This is a genomic window from Pseudomonas sp. MD195_PC81_125, assembly GCF_014060985.1.
Classification (GTDB): Bacteria; Pseudomonadota; Gammaproteobacteria; order Pseudomonadales; family Pseudomonadaceae; genus Aquipseudomonas; species Aquipseudomonas parakoreensis.
This window is the reverse complement of record NZ_JABULD010000231.1, coordinates 1-19,911: the sequence shown is the minus strand read 5'-3', so window position 1 is coordinate 19,911 and position 19,911 is coordinate 1. Positions and strand designations below refer to the sequence as shown.

Below are 19,911 nucleotides of genomic sequence, written 5' to 3'. Positions count from 1 at the left end.
ACCTTGCTTCAATCAACAGCAGAAGCGCTTTTGTAATACCGAAAAAATCTTACTCTTAACAAATCACTTTAACTTCCGAGCGCAGCTTTCAGTGCTGCATCAAGTTATTAGTCAAAAGTATCCGCCAAATTGTCGTTGCCCCTCCTTTTAAGCTCCTAAATCTCCGTTCTGTAAGGGTTTTCCTTTAATCCGCGCCTTGACGGTGTGGTGGGCGCATTCCTATAGTGTGCGCAAGTGGCGGAAAGTGGCATGAAGTGGGTTTTTTGAGCTCAAAACGATAAAAATTGGAGAAACGCTGACGTGTTTCGCGGAGCTAACGCTATCAGTCTCGATGCTAAGGGCCGTCTCGCCATGCCGAGCCGGTACCGTGACGAGCTCGTTTCGCGTAGTTCCGGCCAGTTGATCGTGACCATTGATGCCGTTGATCCGTGCCTGTGTGTCTACCCGCTCGACGAGTGGGAAATTATTGAAACCAAGTTGCGTGCACTCCCTTCGCTGCGCGAAGAGAACCGTCGCCTGCAGCGTTTATTGATTGGTAATGCCGTCGACCTCGAGCTCGATGGCAGTGGTCGTTTTCTGGTTCCACCGCGTCTGCGCGAATACGCCAAGCTTGATAAGAAAGCGATGCTGGTGGGCCAACTGAACAAGTTCCAATTGTGGGACGAGGATGCATGGAACGCGGTGTCTGCCGCTGACCTTGCTGCTATTCAACAACCGGGCGCCATGCCTGACGAACTGCGTGATTTGATCCTGTGACTATTGATAGCGGCTTTAACCACATCACCGTACTGCTTGACGAAGCCGTCGAGGCTCTCGCCGTACGTCCTGATGGCTGCTATCTGGACGGTACGTTCGGGCGCGGCGGGCATAGTCGGCTGATCCTCAGCCAGCTTGGGCCGGACGGCCGACTGATCGGATTCGACAAGGATCCTCAAGCGATTGCCACCGGGCAAACGCTAGCGGCCGAAGACGGCCGCTTTGTCGTTGTGCAGCGCAGCTTTGCCGAACTGGGTTCGGTGGTTGCCGAACAAGGGCTGAGCGGCAAGGTCAGCGGTATCCTGCTCGATCTCGGCGTGTCGTCGCCGCAACTGGATGACGCCGAGCGCGGCTTCAGTTTCCTCAATGACGGCCCGCTGGACATGCGCATGGATCCGTCCCGTGGCATCAGCGCCGCCGAATTCGTCAACACCGCGCCGGTGGAAGAAATCGCCCGGGTGTTCAAGGAATACGGCGAAGAACGTTTCTCCGGACGCATGGCCCGTGCCGTGGCCGAGCGCCGCGACATCAAGCCGTTCGAGCGCACCGCTGATCTGGCCGAAGTTCTGAAAGTCGCCAATCCGGCGTGGGAGAAGGGCAAGAACCCGGCGACCCGTGCATTCCAGGGTTTGCGCATTCACGTCAACAACGAACTGGGCGATCTGGAAGCCGGCCTCGAAGCCGCACTGGATGCTCTGGAGGTCGGTGGCCGTCTGGTGGTCATCAGCTTCCACTCGCTGGAAGACCGCATCGTCAAACTGTTCATGCGCAAACTGGTGAAAGGCGAAGCCGACAACCTGCCGCGCAACCTGCCCGTGCGCCACGTGGCGTTCGAACCGAAAATCAAAATCCATGGCAAAGCGCAGACGGCCTCCGACGCCGAACTCAAAGCCAACCCACGTTCCCGTAGCGCTGTCATGCGTGTCGCGGAGAAGTTGCGGTGAGCAAGCTTTTCGCCAAGCCCCTGCCGGGCGGCAGCTTTATCATGCTGCTGCTGTTTGTCGGCGTGCTCGTGTCGGCCATCGGCGTGTCTTACAGCGCGCACTGGAACCGGCAGTTGCTTAACACCCTGTACAACGAACTCAGTGTGCGTGACAAGGCGCAGGCTGAGTGGGGGCGCCTGATTCTCGAGCAAAGCACCTGGACAGCGCACAGCCGCATCGAAGTGCTGGCCACTGAACAATTGAAAATGCACATTCCGGGCGCGGCTGACGTGAAGATGGTGGCGCCATGATGAAACTCGAAGGCGCACTCTTCCCGTGGCGCTTCCGCCTGATGGTGGCTCTGCTCGGCGTGATGGTCGCGGCGATCTGCTGGCGCATCATCGACCTGCAAGTGGTTGACCGTGACTTCCTCAAGGGGCAGGGCGACGCGCGCAGTCTCCGTCACATCCCGATTCCTGCTCACCGTGGTCTGATCACCGACCGTAATGGCGAGCCGTTGGCCGTGAGTACCCCGGTGACGACGCTGTGGGCCAACGCCAAGGAAATGCAGACGGCCAAAGAGAAGTGGCCGGCACTGGCCGCGGCGCTGGGGCAGGATCCGAAAGCCCTGGCCGAACGTCTCGAAGCTCAGGCCAACAAAGAATTCATTTACCTGGTGCGCGGGCTGACCCCCGAGCAGGGCCAGGCTGTGCTCGACCTGAAAGTGCCGGGCGTTTACGGCATCGAAGAATTCCGCCGCTTCTACCCGGCCGGTGAAGTCACCGCGCACATGGTCGGCTTTACCGACATTGACGATCACGGGCGTGAAGGCGTCGAGCTGGCCTACGACGAGTGGCTGGCCGGGGTGCCGGGCAAGCGGCAGGTCATCAAGGATCGGCGCGGTCGGCTGATCAAGGATGTCCAGGTCACCAAGAACGCCAAGGCCGGCAAGCCCTTGGCGTTGTCGATTGACCTGCGTCTGCAATACCTGGCGAACCGCGAGCTGCGCAACGCGATCATCGAGAACGGCGCCAAGGCTGGCAGCCTGGTGATCATGGACGTGAAGACCGGCGAGATCCTCGCCATGGTCAACCAGCCGACCTACAACCCGAACAACCGTCGCAACCTGCAACCGGCGATGATGCGTAACCGCGCGATGATCGACGTGTTCGAACCGGGTTCGACCATGAAAGCGATCTCGATGAGTGCCGCGATCGAATCCGGGCGCTGGAAACCGACCGACACCGTCGAGGTGTATCCGGGCTCGCTGCAGATCGGCAAGTACACGATCAAGGACGTTTCGAAGACCGAAGGCCCGGTGCTGGACATGACCGGGATTCTGATCAACTCCAGTAACGTCGGCATGAGTAAGGTCGCGTTCGATATTGGCGGTGAGACCATTTACCGTCTCGCGCAGAAAGTCGGTCTGGGCCAGGACACCGGCCTCGGCTTCCCCGGCGAGCGTGTCGGCAACCTGCCGAACTACCGCGACTGGCGCAAAGCCGAAACCGCGACACTGTCTTATGGCTACGGTATTTCCGTGACCGCGATCCAGCTGGTGCACGCATTCTCGGCGCTGGCCAACAACGGTCGTCTGGCGCCGCTGACCCTGATCAAAACCGACAAGCCGCCGCAGACCACTCAGGTATTGCCGGAAGCGGTCGCGAAAACCATGCAAGGCATGCTGCAGCAAGTGATCGAAGCACCGCGCGGCGTGTTCCGTGCGCAGGTGCCGGCGTATCACGTGGCAGGCAAGTCGGGTACTGCGCGCAAGACTTCGGTGGGCACCAAGGGTTATGCCGAAAACTCCTACCGCTCGCTGTTCGCCGGTTTCGGCCCGATGAGCGATCCGCGTTACGCCATCGTGGTGGTGATCGATGAGCCGTCCAAGGCCGGTTACTTCGGTGGTCTGGTGTCGGCGCCAGTGTTCAGCCGTGTGATGTCCGGCACCCTGCGCCTGATGAACGTGACCCCGGACAACCTGCCGACTACCCAACAGGCCAACGCTACCCCGGTCGTTCCGCTGAAAGCCAATGGAGGGCGCGGCTGATGTCTCTGAGTCTGAACAAGATATTCCCCCCACGCCGGCCATGATCTGTTGATCCGTGAATTGGCGCTGGACAGCCGCAACGTGCGCGCGGGCGACCTGTTCCTCGCTGTGCCCGGTGGCAGGTTCGATGGCCGTGCGCACATCGCCGATGCCTTGCAGCGCGGCGCGGCTGCGGTTGCGTATGAAGTGGAAGGCGCCACCGTGCTGCCGATCACCGAAGTGCCGTTGATTCCGGTCAAAGGCCTGGCGGCGCAGTTGTCCGACATCGCCGGGCGCTTTTATGGCGAGCCGAGCCATCACTTGAACCTGATCGGTGTTACCGGCACCAATGGCAAAACCAGCGTGACCCAACTGGTCGCGCAGGCACTCGATCTGCTTGGTCAGCATTGCGGCATCGTCGGTACGCTGGGTTCCGGCTTCCATGGCGCGCTGGAAAGCGGCCTGCACACCACGCCGAATCCGATCGCCATGCAAGCCACTCTGGCCGACCTGAAAAAGGCCGGGGCCAAAGCCGTGGCCATGGAAGTGTCGTCCCACGGTCTGGATCAGGGCCGGGTCACTGCGTTGGCGTTCGACGTCGCGGTGATGACCAACCTGTCCCGCGACCACCTGGATTATCACGGCACCATGCAGGCGTACGCCGAGGCCAAGGCCAAGCTGTTCGCCTGGAATGACCTGAAGTGCCGCGTGGTCAACCTCGACGACGATTTCGGTCGGCAGTTGGCCGGCGAAAAACGCGAGTCGCGTTTGATCAGTTACAGCCTGCTCGACAGCAGCGCCTATTTGTATGTCCGCGAAGCGCAGTTCGATGACCACGGCGTACGCGCCACGCTGGTCACGCCGCAGGGCGAACACCATCTGCGCAGCACGCTGCTCGGTCGTTTCAACCTGAGCAACGTACTGGCGGCGGTCGGCGCCTTGCTCGGTCTGGACTATGCGCTCGACGAAATCCTCAAGGTGCTGCCGAAACTTGAAGGCCCGGCCGGGCGCATGCAGCGTCTGGGTGGCGGCACTCAGCCACTGGTGGTGGTCGATTACGCCCACACCCCGGATGCCCTGGAAAAAGTTCTGACCGCGCTGCGTCCACACGTCAAAGGCCAGTTGCTGTGCCTGTTCGGCTGTGGCGGTGATCGTGATCGCGGCAAGCGTCCGCTGATGGCCGAAGTGGTCGAGCGTCTGGCCGATCGCGTACTGGTCACTGATGACAACCCGCGCACCGAAGATCCGGCTCAGATTTTCGACGACATCCGCGCCGGTTTCACCGCTGTGGATAAAGTCACCTTCGTCGCCGGCCGTGGTCAGGCGATTGCCCAGCTGATCGCTGCTGCATCGGCCGATGACGTGATCGTGCTGGCCGGCAAAGGCCACGAGGACTATCAGGAAATCAACGGCGAGCGGCACGCTTTCTCCGATCTGGTCGAGGCCGATCATGCCCTCACCGCGTGGGAGGTGGCCCATGCTTAAGGCCCTGACATTGAGCGAACTGACCAACGTGCTCGACGCACGTCTGATCAGCAGCGACGCCAGTTTCGATGGCGTCAGCATCGACAGCCGTGCGATCACCGCTGGCCAACTGTTTATTGCCCTGACTGGCCCGCGCTTTGACGGTCATGACTACCTGAACGATGTCGCCGGCAAAGGCGCGGTGGCGGCACTGGTCGAGCGTGAAGTCGCCGACAGCACCTTGCCGCAACTGCTGGTCAAGGACACCCGTCAGGCCCTCGGCCAGTTGGGTGCGCTGAACCGTGCCGCGTTCACGCAACCGGTGGCGGCCATTACCGGCTCCAGCGGCAAGACCACGGTCAAGGAAATGCTCGCGAGCATCCTGCGTACCCGCGGTCCGGTGCTGGCAACCCGCGGCAATCTGAACAACGACCTCGGCGCGCCGCTGACCCTGCTCGAACTGGCGCCGGAACACACTGCCGCCGTGATCGAACTGGGCGCCTCGCGTCTGGGCGAAATCGCCTACACCGTCGGGCTGACCAAGCCGCATGTGGCGATCCTCAACAACGCTGGCACTGCCCACGTTGGCGAGTTCGGCGGGCCGGAAAAAATCGTCGAGGCCAAGGGCGAGATCATCGACGGTCTCGCGGCAGATGGTATTGCCGTGCTCAACCTCGACGACAAGGCCTTTGGCATCTGGAAGCTCCGCGCCGGCGCACGCAAGGTGCTGACCTTCTCCCTGAGCAATCCGCAGGCAGATTTCTACGCCAGCGACCTGAACACCGATGCCCGGGGTTGCCCGGCCTTCAACCTGCATACACCTGAAGGTGTGGAGCACGTTCAACTGAACCTGCTCGGCAGCCATAACGTCGCCAACGCCATGGCTGCCGCCGCTGCCGCTCACGCCCTGGGCGTGTCGCTGTTCGGCATTGCCACCGGGCTTGGTGCGGTACAGCCGGTCAAGGGTCGCACCGTCGCGCAACTGGCGAAGAACGGCATGCGCGTGATCGATGACACTTACAACGCAAACCCCACCTCCATGTGCGCTGCCGTTGATATACTCGCCGGCTTTTCCGGCCGCACCGTCCTGGTGCTCGGAGATATCGGCGAGTTGGGCGACTGGGCGGAGCAGGGGCACCGCGACGTGGGCGAATACGCCCGGGGCAAGGTTTCCGCGCTTTACGCGGTCGGGCCGAACATGGTCCACGCCGTGAACGCATTCGGCCAAGAGGCGCATCACTTCGGCACGCAAGCCGAACTGATCCAGGCCCTCGACGCCGAGCAGGACACAAACACCACCATATTGATCAAGGGTTCGCGCAGTGCAGCGATGGAAAACATCGTTGCGGCTCTGTGCGGGTCCAGTCTGGAGAAACATTAATGCTGCTGCTGCTAGCGGAGTATCTGCAACAGTTCTACAAAGGCTTCGCGGTCTTCCAGTACCTGACCCTTCGCGGGATCCTCGGTGTGCTGACCGCGCTGGTTTTGTCGCTGTGCTACGGCCCGTGGATGATCCGCACCCTGCAGAACCGTCAGATCGGCCAGTCCGTTCGCAACGACGGCCCGCAATCGCACCTGTCCAAGTCGGGTACGCCGACCATGGGCGGCGCGCTGATTCTGTCTTCCATCGGTGTCAGCACCCTGTTGTGGGCTGACCTGAGCAACCGCTACGTCTGGGTCGTGCTGCTGGTGACTCTGCTGTTCGGCGCCATTGGCTGGGTCGACGACTACCGCAAAGTGATCGAGAAGAACTCCCGTGGCTTGCCAAGCCGCTGGAAATATTTCTGGCAGTCGGTCTTTGGCCTGGGCGCAGCGATCTTCCTTTATATGACCGCCACCACGCCTGTGGAGACCACGCTGATCCTGCCGATGCTCAAGGACTACAGCATTCCGCTGGGCGCCGGTTTCATCGTGCTGACCTACTTCGTGATCGTCGGTTCGAGTAACGCGGTCAACCTGACCGACGGCCTCGACGGTCTGGCGATCATGCCGACCGTGATGGTCGGCGGCGGTCTGGGGATTTTCTGCTACCTGTCGGGTAACGTGAAATTCGCCGAATACCTGCTGATTCCTTACGTGCCGGGCGCAGGCGAACTGATCGTGTTCTGCGGCGCGCTGATCGGCGCCGGTCTGGGCTTCCTCTGGTTCAACACCTACCCGGCGCAAGTCTTCATGGGCGACGTCGGTGCTCTGGCACTCGGCGCGGCACTGGGCACCATTGCGGTGATCGTCCGTCAGGAAATCGTCCTGTTCATCATGGGCGGTGTGTTCGTGATGGAAACCCTGTCGGTGGTTATCCAGGTGGCCTCTTTCAAGCTGACCGGGCGCCGTGTGTTCCGCATGGCACCGATTCACCACCACTTTGAACTCAAGGGCTGGCCCGAGCCACGCGTGATCGTCCGTTTCTGGATCATCACCGTGATTCTCGTGCTGATCGGCCTTGCCACCCTGAAGCTGAGGTAGAACGAGTGTCTCTGATCGCTTCTGACCACTTCCGCATCGTTGTCGGCCTCGGCAAGAGCGGCATGTCCCTGGTTCGCTTCCTGGCGAACCGGGGCGTGTCGTTTGCCGTTGCCGACACGCGGGACAATCCACCGGAACTGGCCACGCTCAAGCGTGACTATCCGCACGTGGAAGTGCGTTGTGGCGAGCTGGACGTCGAATTCCTGTGCCGCGCCGACGAGCTCTACGTGAGTCCCGGTCTGGCGCTGGCGACCCCGGCCCTGCAAGCCGCTGCCGCCCGTGGCGTGAAAATGTCCGGCGATATCGAGCTGTTCGCGCGTAACGCGCGGGCGCCGATCGTGGCCATCACCGGTTCCAACGCGAAAAGCACCGTCACCACCCTGGTCGGCGAGATGGCGGCTGCGGCCGGCAAACGCGTCGCGGTGGGCGGCAACCTCGGCACGCCGGCGCTGGACCTGCTCAGCGACGACGTCGAGCTGTACGTGATGGAACTGTCGAGTTTTCAGCTGGAAACCACCGACCAGCTCAACGCTGAAGTGGCTACCGTGTTGAACATCAGCGAAGACCACATGGATCGCTACAGCGGCCTGCCGGCGTATCACCTGGCCAAGCACCGGATCTTCCGTGGCGCCAAGCAGTTCGTGGTCAACCGTCAGGACGCACTCAGCCGTCCGCTGATCGGCGAGGGCCAGCCGTGCTGGACCTTCGGCCTGAACAAACCGGATTTCAAGGCTTTCGGCCTGCGCGAAGAAGACGGCGAGAAATACCTGGCCTTCGAATTCCAGAACCTGATGCCGGTGCGCGAACTGAAAAATGCGCGGTGCGCATAACCAGGCCAATGCCCTCGCGGCGCTGGCGCTGGGGCATGCGGTCGGCCTGCCGTTCGACGCCATGCTTGATGCCTTGCGTAACTTCACCGGCCTCGAACACCGCTGCCAGTGGCTGCGTGATCTCGACGGCGTCGGTTACTACAACGATTCCAAGGCCACCAACGTCGGCGCCGCACTGGCCGCCATTGAAGGCCTGGGTGCGGATATCGACGGCAAGGTTGTGCTGATCGCCGGTGGCGACGGCAAGGGTGCCGAGTTCAACGACTTGCGCGATCCGGTGGCGGCCAACTGCCGCGCCGTGATCCTGATGGGCCGCGACTCCGACAAGATCGGCGCGGCCATCGGTGACGCCGTGCCACTGATTCGCGCGACCTCGCTGGTCGACGCCGTTGCGCAATGCCGCGCAGTCGCCCAACCGGGTGACGTGGTGCTGCTGTCGCCAGCCTGCGCCAGTTTCGACATGTTCAAGAATTACGAAGACCGTGGTCACCAGTTCGTCCGCGCCGTGGAGGATCTGGCATGAGCCTGCGCAATATCATCAAACCGTACCCGTCACCGATCATCACCGGCCGTGGCATCGACCTCGACTTCCCGATGCTCGCCGGCTGCCTGGCGCTGCTGGGCCTGGGCCTGATCATGATTGCCTCGGCCTCCACCGAAGTGGCGGCGGCGCAGTCGGGCAGCGCGCTGTACTACATGATTCGCCACCTGATCTATGTGGCGCTGGGCCTGGGTGCCTGCATCATCACCATGATGATTCCGATTGCCACCTGGCAGCGTCTGGGCTGGATGATGCTGATCGGTGCATTCGGTCTGCTGGTGATGGTGATCGTCCCCGGGATCGGCCGTGAAGTGAACGGTTCGATGCGCTGGATCGGTTTCAGCTTCTTCAACGTACAGCCGTCGGAGATCGCCAAAGTCTTTGTGGTGATTTACCTCGCCGGTTATCTGGTGCGTCGGCAGAAAGAAGTGCGCGAGAGCTGGATGGGCTTCTTCAAGCCGTTCATCGTGCTGCTGCCGATGGCAGGCCTGTTGCTGATGGAGCCGGACTTCGGTGCCACCGTGGTAATGATGGGGGCTGCGGCGGCGATGCTGTTCCTTGGCGGAGTCGGGCTGTTCCGCTTCTCGCTGATGGTGGTGCTGGCAGTCGGGGCGGTGGTCTTGCTGATTCAGATGCAGCCTTATCGAATGGCGCGTCTGACCAACTTCGCCGACCCGTGGGCCGACCAGTTCGGCGCCGGTTATCAGTTGTCGCAGGCGTTGATCGCCTTCGGTCGCGGTGAGTGGCTGGGTGTTGGCCTGGGCAACAGCGTGCAGAAACAGTTCTACCTGCCGGAAGCGCACACCGACTTCGTATTCTCGGTGCTGGCCGAAGAGCTGGGCGCCGTCGGTTCGCTGTGCACCGTGGCGCTGTTCGTCTTCGTGTGTATTCGCGGCATGTACATCGGTCTGTGGGCGGAGAAAGCCAAGCAGTTCTTCGCCGCTTATGTGGCTTACGGCCTGTCGTTCCTGTGGATCGGTCAGTTTTTGATCAACATCGGGGTGAACGTCGGCCTGTTGCCGACCAAGGGCCTGACGCTACCGTTCCTCAGTTATGGCGGCAGTTCCCTGGTGATCTGCTGCGCCTGCCTTGGCCTGTTGCTGAGGATCGAGTGGGAGAGTCGGACCCACCTGGGCAGTGAAGAGATGGAATTCCATGAGAGCGACTTCGCCGAGGAGCCGAACCATGGGCGCTAACGTATTGATCATGGCCGGCGGCACCGGCGGCCACGTGTTTCCGGCGCTGTCCTGTGCCCGCGAATTCCAGGCACGCGGTTACACCGTGCACTGGCTCGGCACGCCACGCGGGATCGAAAACGATCTGGTACCGGCTGCAGGTCTGGAACTGCACCGGATCAATGCCACGGGTTTGCGTGGCAAGGGCAAGCTGTCGCTGCTCAAGGCACCGTTCATGCTGCTCAAGTCGGTGTGGCAGGCGCGGGCGGTGATTCGCAAGCTGCGTCCAGTCTGCGTGGTCGGCTTCGGTGGTTATGTGACCGGGCCTGGCGGTATCGCCGCGAAACTGGCCGGTGTGCCAGTGATCGTTCACGAGCAGAACGCCGTGGCCGGCACCGCCAATCGGTTGCTGGTGCCGTTCGCCGCCCGGGTGTGTGAAGCGTTCCCCGACACCTTTACTCTGTCGGACAGCCGCCGTACCACCGGAAACCCGGTGCGCAGCGAGCTGTTCCTCGAAACATCGCGACCGGCTCTGGCCGGGCGCAAAGCGCGTTTGCTGATCCTCGGCGGAAGCTGGGCGCAGAACCGTTGAACAAGTTGCTGCCTGAAGCCCTGGCGCAAGTCCCTGCCGATTTGCGTCCGGACGTGTTTCATCAGGCCGGCAAAAACCACGATGAAGTGACTGCAGAGCGCTATCGCGCCGCCGGCGTGGATGCGCAGGTGCAGCCGTTCATCAAAGACATGGCCCAGGCCTATGGCTGGGCTGACCTGGTGGTGTGCCGCGCTGGCGCGCTGACCATCAGTGAGCTGGCTGCCGTTGGTCTGCCCTCGATGCTGGTGCCTTTGCCCCACGCGATCGACGATCACCAGACCCGCAACGCCGATTATTTGGCCCGTGAAGGCGCAGCCTTCGTGATGCCACAAAGAACGACTGGTGCCGCGGACCTTGCCGCGCGCCTGACAGAGGTCTTGATGCAACCGCAACGACTCGAAGAAATGGCCCAAGCGGCCCGCCGTCTGGCCAAACCCGATGCCACCCGCAGCGTGGTCGATACCTGCCTGGAGGTGGCCCATGGTTGAGAATCAGAAAGCCATGCCACAACCGGAAATGCGCCGCATCCGTCGTATCCACTTCGTCGGTATCGGCGGCGTGGGCATGTGCGGCATCGCTGAAGTGTTGTTGAACCTGGGCTATGAAGTGTCCGGTTCCGACCTGAAGGCTTCGCCGGTGACCGAGCGTCTGGAATCGTTCGGCGCGCACATCTATATCGGCCACCGTGCCGAGAACGCTGCCACCGCCGACGTACTGGTGGTCTCCAGCGCTGTGAACACCTCCAACCCGGAAGTGGCGACCGCTCTTGAGCGTCGTATCCCGGTGGTACCGCGTGCCGAGATGCTCGCCGAGCTGATGCGCTACCGCCACGGCATTGCCGTCGCCGGTACTCATGGCAAAACCACGACCACCAGCCTGATCGCTTCGGTGTTCGCCGCCGGTGGCCTGGATCCGACCTTCGTCATCGGTGGCCGTCTGAATGCGGCGGGCACCAATGCCCAGCTCGGCACCAGCCGCTACCTGATCGCCGAAGCCGACGAAAGCGATGCGAGCTTCCTGCACCTGCAACCGCTGGTGGCGGTGGTGACCAACATCGACGCCGACCACATGGCGACCTACGACGGTGACTTCAACAAACTGAAGAAAACCTTCGTCGAGTTCCTGCACAACCTGCCGTTCTACGGTCTGGCCGTGATGTGCCTGGACGATCCGGTGGTGCGTGAAATCCTGCCGCTGGTCAAGCGTCCGACCGTGACCTACGGCTTCAGCGAAGACGCCGACGTGCGCGCGATCAATGTACGCCAGCAAGGCATGCAGACCTTCTTCACCGTGCTGCGTCCTGACCGCGAGCCGCTGGATGTTTCCGTGAACATGCCGGGCAACCACAACGTGCTCAACTCGCTGGCGACCATCTGCATCGCCACCGACGAAGGCGTCAGTGACGAAGCCATCGTTCAGGGCCTGTCCGGGTTCCAGGGCGTTGGCCGACGCTTCCAGGTCTACGGCGAACTGCCGGTGGACGGCGGCAACGTGATGCTGGTCGATGACTACGGTCACCACCCGACCGAAGTCGCGGCGGTGATCAAAGCCGTGCGCGGTGGCTGGCCGGAGCGCCGTCTGGTGATGGTTTACCAGCCGCATCGTTATAGCCGCACCCGTGATCTGTATGACGATTTCGTCAATGTACTGGCCGATGCCAACGTGCTGCTGCTGATGGAAGTCTATCCGGCCGGCGAAGAGCCGATCCCGGGCGCGGACAGCCGCAAGTTGTGCAACAGCATCCGTCAGCGCGGTCAGCTCGACCCGATCTACATCGAGCGCGGTGTCGACCTCGCGCCGCTGGTCAAGCCGTTGCTGCGCGCCGGCGACATCCTGCTGTGCCAGGGCGCCGGGGATATCGGCGGTCTCGCGCCGAAACTGTTGAAAAGTGAATTGTTCGCTGGCGCCGTGGCGGCGTCGGTCGAGGGGAAGTTGAAATGACTGCTGCCTACGCCAACCTGTTCTCCACCATCGCGCCGAAAGACTTCGGCCGGGTCGCCGTGCTGTTCGGTGGCATGAGTGCCGAGCGTGAGGTTTCGCTGAAGTCCGGTAACGCTGTGCTCGATGCGCTGCAAAGCGCGGGTGTGGACGCGTTCGGGATCGACGTCGGCGAGGATTTTCTGCAGCGTCTGCTGAGCGAAAAGATCGACCGTGCGTTCATCATTCTCCACGGTCGTGGCGGCGAAGATGGCTCGATGCAGGGCCTGCTCGAGTGCGCCGGCATTCCCTACACCGGCAGCGGCATCCTTGCCTCGGCACTGGCGATGGACAAACTGCGCACCAAGCAGGTCTGGCACAGCCTCGGGATTCCGACGCCGCGTCACGCCGTGCTGTGCAGCGAAGCCGATTGTATTTCCGCGGCGACGGAACTGGGCTTCCCTTTGATCGTCAAACCGGCGCATGAAGGTTCAAGTATCGGGATGGCCAAAGTGAGTTCTGCGTCCGAGTTGATCGACGCATGGAAAGCGGCCAGTACCTACGATTCGCAAGTCTTGGTGGAGCAATGGATTCAAGGTCCGGAGTTCACCATCGCCACCCTGCGTGACCAGGTGTTGCCTCCTATCGCCCTGGGTACACCGCACACGTTCTACGACTACGACGCCAAGTACATCGCCAACGATACCCAGTACCGCATTCCGTGCGGGCTGGATGCCGCCAAGGAACAGGAACTCATGGATCTCACGGCCAAGGCCTGTGAGGCGCTGGGTATTGCCGGTTGGGGCAGGGCGGACGTGATGCAGGACGCCGACGGGCAGTTCTGGTTCCTGGAAGTGAACACCGCACCGGGCATGACCGATCACAGCCTGGTGCCGATGGCGGCCCGTGCTGCCGGTCTGGACTTCCAGCAACTGGTTCTGGCCATTCTGGCCGCCAGTGTTGAAGGCTCCGGTCACACAGAGGCGCGAGGTTAAGACCATGCAAGGCGCTCAGCTCAGACATCAGCCACCCCGCACCCGGCCGCAAGCCGGTGCCGCGGGGTGCCAGCCGAATGGTGGCCAAAGAGCCGATGTCTGCGCGCCTGCCGAAAGCCAATTTCGGCTTTCTGAAAAGCCTGTTCTGGCCGGTGCTGCTGGTGGCGTTGGGGTTCGGTACCTACGAAGGCGCGCAGCGTTTGCTGCCGTATGCCGACCGGCCGATCACCAAGATCGCGGTGCAGGGCGACCTGAGCTACATCAGTCAGCAAGCGGTGCAGCAGCGAATCGCCCCGTACGTGGCGTCGAGCTTCTTCACCATTGATCTGGCCGGCATGCGCACCGAGCTTGAGCAAATGCCGTGGATCGCCCACGCCGAAGTACGCCGGGTGTGGCCGGACCAGGTGGTGATCCGCCTCGAAGAGCAACTGCCCGTGGCCCGTTGGGGCGACGAGTCGCTGCTCAACAACCAGGGCCAGGCGTTCACGCCCAAGGAACTGGCGAACTACGAACACCTGCCACAGCTGTTCGGCCCACAACGGGCCCAGCAGCAAGTGATGCAGCAGTATCAGGTGCTGAGCCAGATGCTCCGGCCGCTGGGTTTCTCGATCGCGCGTCTGGAACTGCGTGAACGTGGCAGCTGGTTCCTGACCACCGGTGCCGGTAGCTCCGGCCCCGGCATCGAGCTGCTGCTGGGACGCGGCAACCTGGTGGAAAAGATGCGCCGCTTCATTGCCATCTATGACAAGACGCTTAAAGACCAGATTACGAACATTGCGCGCATCGATCTGCGCTACGCCAACGGCCTCGCTGTTGGCTGGCGGGAACCAGTAGCGCCGACGACAGCCCAACCCGCTGTCGCAAAGAATTAAGAAGAGGCAGGACCCATGGCAAACGTGCAAAGCGGCAAAATGATCGTCGGTCTGGATATCGGCACCTCCAAGGTGGTGGCGCTGGTAGGCGAGGTCGCGGACGACGGCACGCTGGAAATCGTCGGTATCGGTACTCACCCGTCCCGCGGCCTGAAGAAGGGCGTGGTGGTGAACATCGAGTCGACCGTGCAATCGATCCAGCGCGCGATCGAAGAAGCCCAACTGATGGCGGGCTGCCGCATTCACTCGGCGTTCGTCGGCGTGGCCGGCAATCACATCCGCAGCCTGAACTCCCACGGCATCGTGGCGATTCGTGACCGCGAAGTGAGCTCGGCTGACCTGGAGCGTGTACTTGACGCTGCCCAGGCCGTGGCGATCCCGGCCGACCAGCGCGTGCTGCACACCCTGCCGCAGGATTACGTGATCGATAACCAGGAAGGCGTCCGCGAGCCTCTGGGCATGTCCGGTGTGCGTCTGGAAGCCAAGGTTCATGTGGTCACCTGCGCCGTCAACGCCGCACAGAACATTGAAAAGTGCGTGCGTCGCTGCGGTCTGGAAATCGACGACATCATTCTCGAGCAACTGGCCTCGGCCTACTCGGTACTGACCGACGACGAAAAAGAGCTGGGCGTGTGCCTGGTCGACATCGGCGGCGGCACCACCGACATCGCGATCTTCACCGAAGGCGCGATCCGCCACACCGCGGTGATCCCGATTGCCGGTGATCAGGTGACCAACGACATCGCCATGGCGTTGCGCACCCCCGACCCAGTACGCCGAAGAGATCAAGATCCGCTACGCCTGTGCCCTGGCCAAACTGGCCGGTGCCGGCGAAACCATCAAGGTGCCAAGCGTTGGCGACCGTCCGCCGCGCGAACTGTCGCGTCAGGCCCTGGCCGAGGTGGTCGAGCCGCGTTACGACGAACTGTTCACCCTGATCCAGGCCGAACTGCGTCGCAGCGGCTACGAAGACCTGATCCCGGCGGGCATCGTCCTGACCGGCGGTACCTCGAAGATGGAAGGCGCCACCGAGCTGGCCGAAGAAATCTTCCACATGCCGGTGCGCCTGGGCGTGCCGCACGGCGTGAAGGGGCTGGATGACGTGGTGCGCAACCCGATTTATTCCACTGGCGTTGGCTTGCTGATGTACGGCCTGCAGAAGCAGTCCGACGGGATCTCGTTCTCGGGCATCGGCAGCCGCGACAGCTATAGCAACGATGAGCCACAGGCGCCGTTGCTGGACCGATTGAAGAAGTGGGTTCAAGGCAACTTCTAAAGCTTTACCGCAACACCGCTACAAAAATGCAGTAGGCGAAAAAACTAGAGAATGTAAGGAGAGGGAAAATGTTCGAACTCGTAGACAACATCCCCGCAAGCCCGGTAATCAAAGTTATCGGTGTTGGCGGTGGCGGCGGCAACGCTGTCAACCACATGGTCAAGAGCAACATCGAAGGCGTTGAATTCATCTGCGCCAACACTGATGCTCAAGCGCTGAAAAACATCGGCGCGCGCACCATTCTGCAACTGGGCACCGGTGTGACCAAAGGCCTGGGCGCCGGCGCCAACCCTGAAGTCGGCCGTCAGGCTGCGCTGGAAGATCGCGAGCGCATCGCTGAAGTGCTGGCCGGCACCAACATGGTGTTCATCACCACTGGCATGGGCGGCGGTACCGGTACCGGTGCTGCGCCGATCATCGCCGAAGTGGCCAAGGAAATGGGCATCCTGACCGTTGCGGTCGTGACCCGTCCGTTCCCGTTCGAAGGCCGCAAGCGTATGCAGATCGCCGACGAAGGCATCCGCATGCTCTCCGAAAGCGTCGATTCGCTGATCACCATTCCTAACGAGAAGCTGCTGACCATTCTCGGCAAAGACGCCAGCCTGCTGTCGGCTTTCGCCAAGGCTGACGACGTACTGGCCGGTGCCGTGCGCGGTATCTCCGACATCATCAAGCGTCCGGGCATGATCAACGTCGACTTCGCCGACGTGCGTACCGTGATGAGCGAAATGGGCATGGCGATGATGGGCACTGGCTGCGCCAGCGGTCCGAACCGTGCACGTGAAGCGACCGAAGCGGCCATCCGCAACCCGTTGCTGGAAGACGTGAACCTGCAAGGCGCACGCGGCATTCTGGTGAACATCACCGCCGGTCCTGACCTGTCCCTGGGTGAGTACTCCGACGTGGGTAGCATCATCGAAGCCTTCGCTTCCGAACACGCGATGGTCAAGGTCGGTACCGTGATCGATCCGGACATGCGCGACGAACTGCACGTTACCGTGGTTGCCACCGGTCTGGGCGCGAAAATCGAGAAGCCTGTGAAGGTCATCGACAACACCGTTCACACCTCCATGGCTTCCGCTCAGGTGCAACAACCGGCTCCTGCGCGTCAGGAAGCTCCGGCGGTGAACTACCGTGACCTGGACCGTCCGACCGTCATGCGCAACCAGGCTCAGGCCGGTGCTGCGACTGCCGCGAAGATGAACCCGCAGGACGATCTGGATTACCTGGACATCCCGGCATTCCTGCGTCGTCAGGCCGATTGATGGAATGTATCAGGGCTATGACGGTGATTGGTGTTCAGCAAAGGCTCGGTCTGCTATTATCGCCAGCCTTTGTTGATACCAGTTCGCAATTTGCGCTGAAGCGGCCCAAGCCATGATTAAACAACGCACACTGAAAAATATTATCCGTGCCACAGGTGTAGGCCTGCATTCCGGGGAGAAGGTCTACCTGACCCTCAAGCCTGCGCCTGTCGACACTGGCATTGTGTTTTGTCGCGCTGACCTCGACCCTGTGGTGCAGATTCCTGCCCGCGCGGAAAACGTCGGTGAAACCACTATGTCGACGACGCTGATCAATGGCGACGTCAAAGTGGACACGGTAGAGCACTTGCTCTCGGCCATGGCTGGCCTGGGCATCGATAACGCCTACGTCGAGCTCTCCGCGTCCGAAGTCCCGATCATGGATGGCAGCGCTGGACCGTTCGTATTCCTGATTCAATCGGCTGGCCTGGAAGAGCAGGACGCCGCCAAGAAGTTCATCCGCATCCTGCGTGAAGTGACAGTGGAAGACGGCGACAAGCGCGCCACTTTCGTCCCTTTCGAAGGGTTCAAGGTGAGCTTCGAGATCGATTTCGATCACCCGGTTTTCCGGGACCGCACCCAGAGTGCAAGCGTGGATTTTTCCAGCACTTCGTTCGTAAAAGAAGTCAGCCGCGCCCGTACTTTCGGTTTCATGAGTGACATCGAGTACCTGCGCAAGCACAACCTCGCACTCGGCGGCAGCGTTGAAAACGCGATCGTGGTGGATTCCGATGGTGTACTGAACGAAGACGGCCTTCGCTACGAAGACGAATTCGTGAAGCACAAGATCCTCGATGCGATTGGCGACCTGTACCTGCTGGGTAACAGCCTGATTGGTGAGTTCAAAGGCTTCAAGTCCGGTCATGCACTGAACAACCAGCTGCTGCGCAAGTTGATTGAGCAGACAGATGCTTGGGAAGTCGTGACGTTCGAAGACGCCAGCACTGCACCGATCTCTTACATGCGCCCGGTTGCGGCGGTGTAAGTAAAAAACCTCTCTAGTTTTTTGAAGGCCATCCTCGGATGGCCTTTTTTTATGCCCTTATTAAGAGCAAAAGATCACAGCCTTCGGCAGTTCCTACAGGGAAAGATATTCCAACTGTAGGAGCTGCCGAAGGCTGCGATCTTTTGATCTTACGAACTGACAACCCGATTGCGACCGCTCTCCTTGGCCTGATACAGCGCCTTGTCCGCCGCAAACAGCAGTTGTTCCAGCGACATCTCGACTGCCGATGTCCAAGTGCTGATACCGATACTGACGGTCATTGCCACGTCCGCGCCCTCGACCCTCGGCATCTGCTCCACCGCCTGACGAATGTGTTCAGCAATTTGCCGGGCACCGCTGTTGTCGGTCTCGGCGAGAATCACCGAGAACTCTTCGCCGCCGTAACGGGCGACCAGATCGCCGGGGCGGCGCACGTTCGCCGTGATCACCTTGGCCAGTTCGCGTAGCGCCTGGTCACCGGCTTGATGCCCGTGACGGTCGTTGAACGCCTTGAAGTGGTCGGCATCGATCATCATCACCGACAGCGGCTTGCCCGAACGCTGGGCGCGGAACCATTCGTGGCGCAGCGACTGATCGAGCATCCGCCGGTTGGCCACGCCGGTCAGCGCATCGGTGGCAGCCAGTTGCGCCAGTTCGCGTTCGGCGCGCTGGCGCAAGCGCAGCTCGCGGGCGAGCAGCCAGGTCAGCCACAGCAGCCCGGCACACAGCACGCCGGTGGCACCACTGACCAACAGCGCCGTGCGCCGCCAAGTGCCGAATACCTCATCACTGGAGAGCGCGACCATCACCGTCAGCGGCAAGTTGCCGACCCGCGAATAGGTGTAAAGCCGTTGCTGGTGGTCCATGCTCGAAGTGCTGGTAAAACTGCCGCTGCCATCCTTGTCGCCGAGAATCCGTACCACGTTGGGTCGGTTGCCGAAGCTCTTGCCGATGGAGTCGTTTTGCAGATGCGGCTTCTGCGCCAGCAGCACGCCGTCGCTGTTGATGATGTTCAGGGTGCTGTCTTTGCCGATGTCGAGGCTGTTGAACAACTGATCGAAGTAGTCGAGTTTCATCGACGCCACCGCCACTCCGGCGAATTCGCCGGTTTCCGAGGAGATCCGCCGACTGAAGCTGATGCGCCACTGATTGGCGTCGTCGCAATCGCAGCGGGTCTTGAACGGGCGACTGATGAACATGCCGGTATCGCGGTTGAAGGCGTGGGCAAGGAAGTAATCGCGATCGGCGAAGTTGCCTGGTTTGGGTTCGATCCGCGATGAGTCGGCAACCACATCGCCATGCTTGTCCAGCAGGAGGATGTCGCCCTTGAAACGCGCGGTGGTCGAACGGTCGAACAGCGCCAGATGGCGAATCTGCGGGGGTGACGTCGCGCAAGTCATCGCGCTGGGCGGCGGCGATCAGGCCTTGCAGGGTCAGGTCGTACAACTCGACCGTGCGCAGGACGTCGGCGTCGATCAACTGGGCGATGGTGGTGGCACTGCGGGTGGCCGCTTCCTGAGCGTTGGCGTGCTCACGAATCAGTAGAAAAGTGACGATGCACAGAATCGCGATCACGGTCAGCGAACTGCCGCAGATCAGCAGCAATTCGGGGCGTCCGGGCTTGCCCGCCAGAGGTGGGGTACGGCTCGCGATCATGATGGGGTTATCAGTTGGGGGATCTTATAAGCTTAGTTGCACAAACACTGCGGGGGATAACACTAAAACAGATCTACTGTGGGGAGGGGATGTATCCCCGATGGGCTGCGAAGCGGCCCCAAAAAAAGGGTCT

General features: G+C 61.5%; 11 protein-coding genes and 6 pseudogenes. 16 read left to right on the top strand and 1 reads right to left on the bottom strand.

Annotated elements, in window-relative coordinates:
- The first annotated feature begins 300 nt into the window (after positions 1-300).
- From mraZ to lpxC, 16 genes and pseudogenes are all read left to right on the top strand, one after another.
- Positions 301-756: a division/cell wall cluster transcriptional repressor MraZ gene (gene mraZ / locus HT737_RS10005; RefSeq protein WP_003228026.1), complete on the top strand. Its 456-nt coding sequence runs from the start codon at positions 301-303 to the stop codon at positions 754-756.
- Positions 753-1,700 (top strand): 16S rRNA (cytosine(1402)-N(4))-methyltransferase RsmH, encoded by a 948-nt coding sequence (gene rsmH / locus HT737_RS10000; RefSeq protein WP_041073160.1) that lies wholly within the window; start codon positions 753-755, stop codon positions 1,698-1,700. Before mraZ ends, rsmH begins: the two co-directional genes overlap by 4 nt.
- Positions 1,697-1,990: a cell division protein FtsL gene (ftsL, locus tag HT737_RS09995; protein ID WP_041073157.1), complete on the top strand. Its 294-nt coding sequence runs from the start codon at positions 1,697-1,699 to the stop codon at positions 1,988-1,990. Before rsmH ends, ftsL begins: the two co-directional genes overlap by 4 nt.
- The gene (locus tag HT737_RS09990; protein ID WP_174376919.1) at positions 1,990-3,729 is read left to right on the top strand and encodes a penicillin-binding protein 2; all 1,740 of its coding nucleotides are present in this window, start codon (positions 1,990-1,992) and stop codon (positions 3,727-3,729) included. Before ftsL ends, HT737_RS09990 begins: the two co-directional genes overlap by 1 nt.
- Positions 3,729-5,193, top strand: a pseudogene (locus tag HT737_RS09985) (UDP-N-acetylmuramoyl-L-alanyl-D-glutamate--2,6-diaminopimelate ligase). The gene HT737_RS09990 and the pseudogene HT737_RS09985 overlap by 1 nt, the downstream one beginning before the upstream one ends.
- Positions 5,186-6,553, top strand: a complete 1,368-nt coding sequence (gene murF, locus HT737_RS09980) for a UDP-N-acetylmuramoyl-tripeptide--D-alanyl-D-alanine ligase (protein WP_182402417.1) — start codon at positions 5,186-5,188, stop codon at positions 6,551-6,553. Before HT737_RS09985 ends, murF begins: the two are co-directional and overlap by 8 nt.
- The gene (gene mraY / locus HT737_RS09975) at positions 6,553-7,635 is read left to right on the top strand and encodes a phospho-N-acetylmuramoyl-pentapeptide-transferase (protein ID WP_025109289.1); all 1,083 of its coding nucleotides are present in this window, start codon (positions 6,553-6,555) and stop codon (positions 7,633-7,635) included. The genes murF and mraY overlap by 1 nt, the downstream gene beginning before the upstream one ends.
- Positions 7,636-7,640: 5 nt before the next feature.
- Positions 7,641-8,988 (top strand): annotated as a pseudogene (gene murD / locus HT737_RS09970) (UDP-N-acetylmuramoyl-L-alanine--D-glutamate ligase).
- Positions 8,985-10,202 (top strand): putative lipid II flippase FtsW, encoded by a 1,218-nt coding sequence (ftsW, locus tag HT737_RS09965; RefSeq protein ID WP_003228018.1) that lies wholly within the window; start codon positions 8,985-8,987, stop codon positions 10,200-10,202. Before murD ends, ftsW begins: the two are co-directional and overlap by 4 nt.
- Positions 10,192-11,261: pseudogene (gene murG / locus HT737_RS09960) on the top strand (undecaprenyldiphospho-muramoylpentapeptide beta-N-acetylglucosaminyltransferase). The gene ftsW and the pseudogene murG overlap by 11 nt, the downstream one beginning before the upstream one ends.
- Positions 11,254-12,714, top strand: a complete 1,461-nt coding sequence (gene murC, locus HT737_RS09955; protein ID WP_007961634.1) for a UDP-N-acetylmuramate--L-alanine ligase — start codon at positions 11,254-11,256, stop codon at positions 12,712-12,714. The pseudogene murG and the gene murC overlap by 8 nt, the downstream one beginning before the upstream one ends.
- Positions 12,711-13,685, top strand: a complete 975-nt coding sequence (locus tag HT737_RS09950; RefSeq protein ID WP_041073145.1) for a D-alanine--D-alanine ligase — start codon at positions 12,711-12,713, stop codon at positions 13,683-13,685. The genes murC and HT737_RS09950 overlap by 4 nt, the downstream gene beginning before the upstream one ends.
- Before the next feature lie 4 nt (positions 13,686-13,689).
- Positions 13,690-14,557: pseudogene (locus HT737_RS09945) on the top strand (cell division protein FtsQ/DivIB).
- 15 nt (positions 14,558-14,572) lie between these two features.
- Positions 14,573-15,833, top strand: a pseudogene (ftsA, locus tag HT737_RS09940) (cell division protein FtsA).
- A 68-nt stretch (positions 15,834-15,901) separates the two neighbouring features.
- Positions 15,902-17,098, top strand: a complete 1,197-nt coding sequence (gene ftsZ / locus HT737_RS09935) for a cell division protein FtsZ (RefSeq protein ID WP_003228013.1) — start codon at positions 15,902-15,904, stop codon at positions 17,096-17,098.
- A gap of 112 nt (positions 17,099-17,210) precedes the next feature.
- Positions 17,211-18,122, top strand: a complete 912-nt coding sequence (gene lpxC / locus HT737_RS09930) for a UDP-3-O-acyl-N-acetylglucosamine deacetylase (protein WP_007961638.1) — start codon at positions 17,211-17,213, stop codon at positions 18,120-18,122.
- A 149-nt stretch (positions 18,123-18,271) separates the two neighbouring features.
- Here the strand turns inward: lpxC and HT737_RS09925 are convergent.
- Positions 18,272-19,778: pseudogene (locus HT737_RS09925) on the bottom strand (sensor domain-containing diguanylate cyclase).
- Positions 19,779-19,911 lie beyond the last annotated feature (133 nt).

What these genes read in the sequence shown, in the direction of transcription:
- HT737_RS09990 (WP_174376919.1), top strand. Translation starts at nt 1,990, where the DNA reads ATGAAACTCGAAGGCGCACTCTTCCCGTGGCGCTTCCGCCTGATGGTG.
- murF (WP_182402417.1), top strand. Translation starts at nt 5,186, where the DNA reads ATGCTTAAGGCCCTGACATTGAGCGAACTGACCAACGTGCTCGACGCA.
- mraY (WP_025109289.1), top strand. Translation starts at nt 6,553, where the DNA reads ATGCTGCTGCTGCTAGCGGAGTATCTGCAACAGTTCTACAAAGGCTTC.
- ftsW (WP_003228018.1), top strand. Translation starts at nt 8,985, where the DNA reads ATGAGCCTGCGCAATATCATCAAACCGTACCCGTCACCGATCATCACC.
- murC (WP_007961634.1), top strand. Translation starts at nt 11,254, where the DNA reads ATGGTTGAGAATCAGAAAGCCATGCCACAACCGGAAATGCGCCGCATC.
- HT737_RS09950 (WP_041073145.1), top strand. Translation starts at nt 12,711, where the DNA reads ATGACTGCTGCCTACGCCAACCTGTTCTCCACCATCGCGCCGAAAGAC.
- ftsZ (WP_003228013.1), top strand. Translation starts at nt 15,902, where the DNA reads ATGTTCGAACTCGTAGACAACATCCCCGCAAGCCCGGTAATCAAAGTT.
- lpxC (WP_007961638.1), top strand. Translation starts at nt 17,211, where the DNA reads ATGATTAAACAACGCACACTGAAAAATATTATCCGTGCCACAGGTGTA.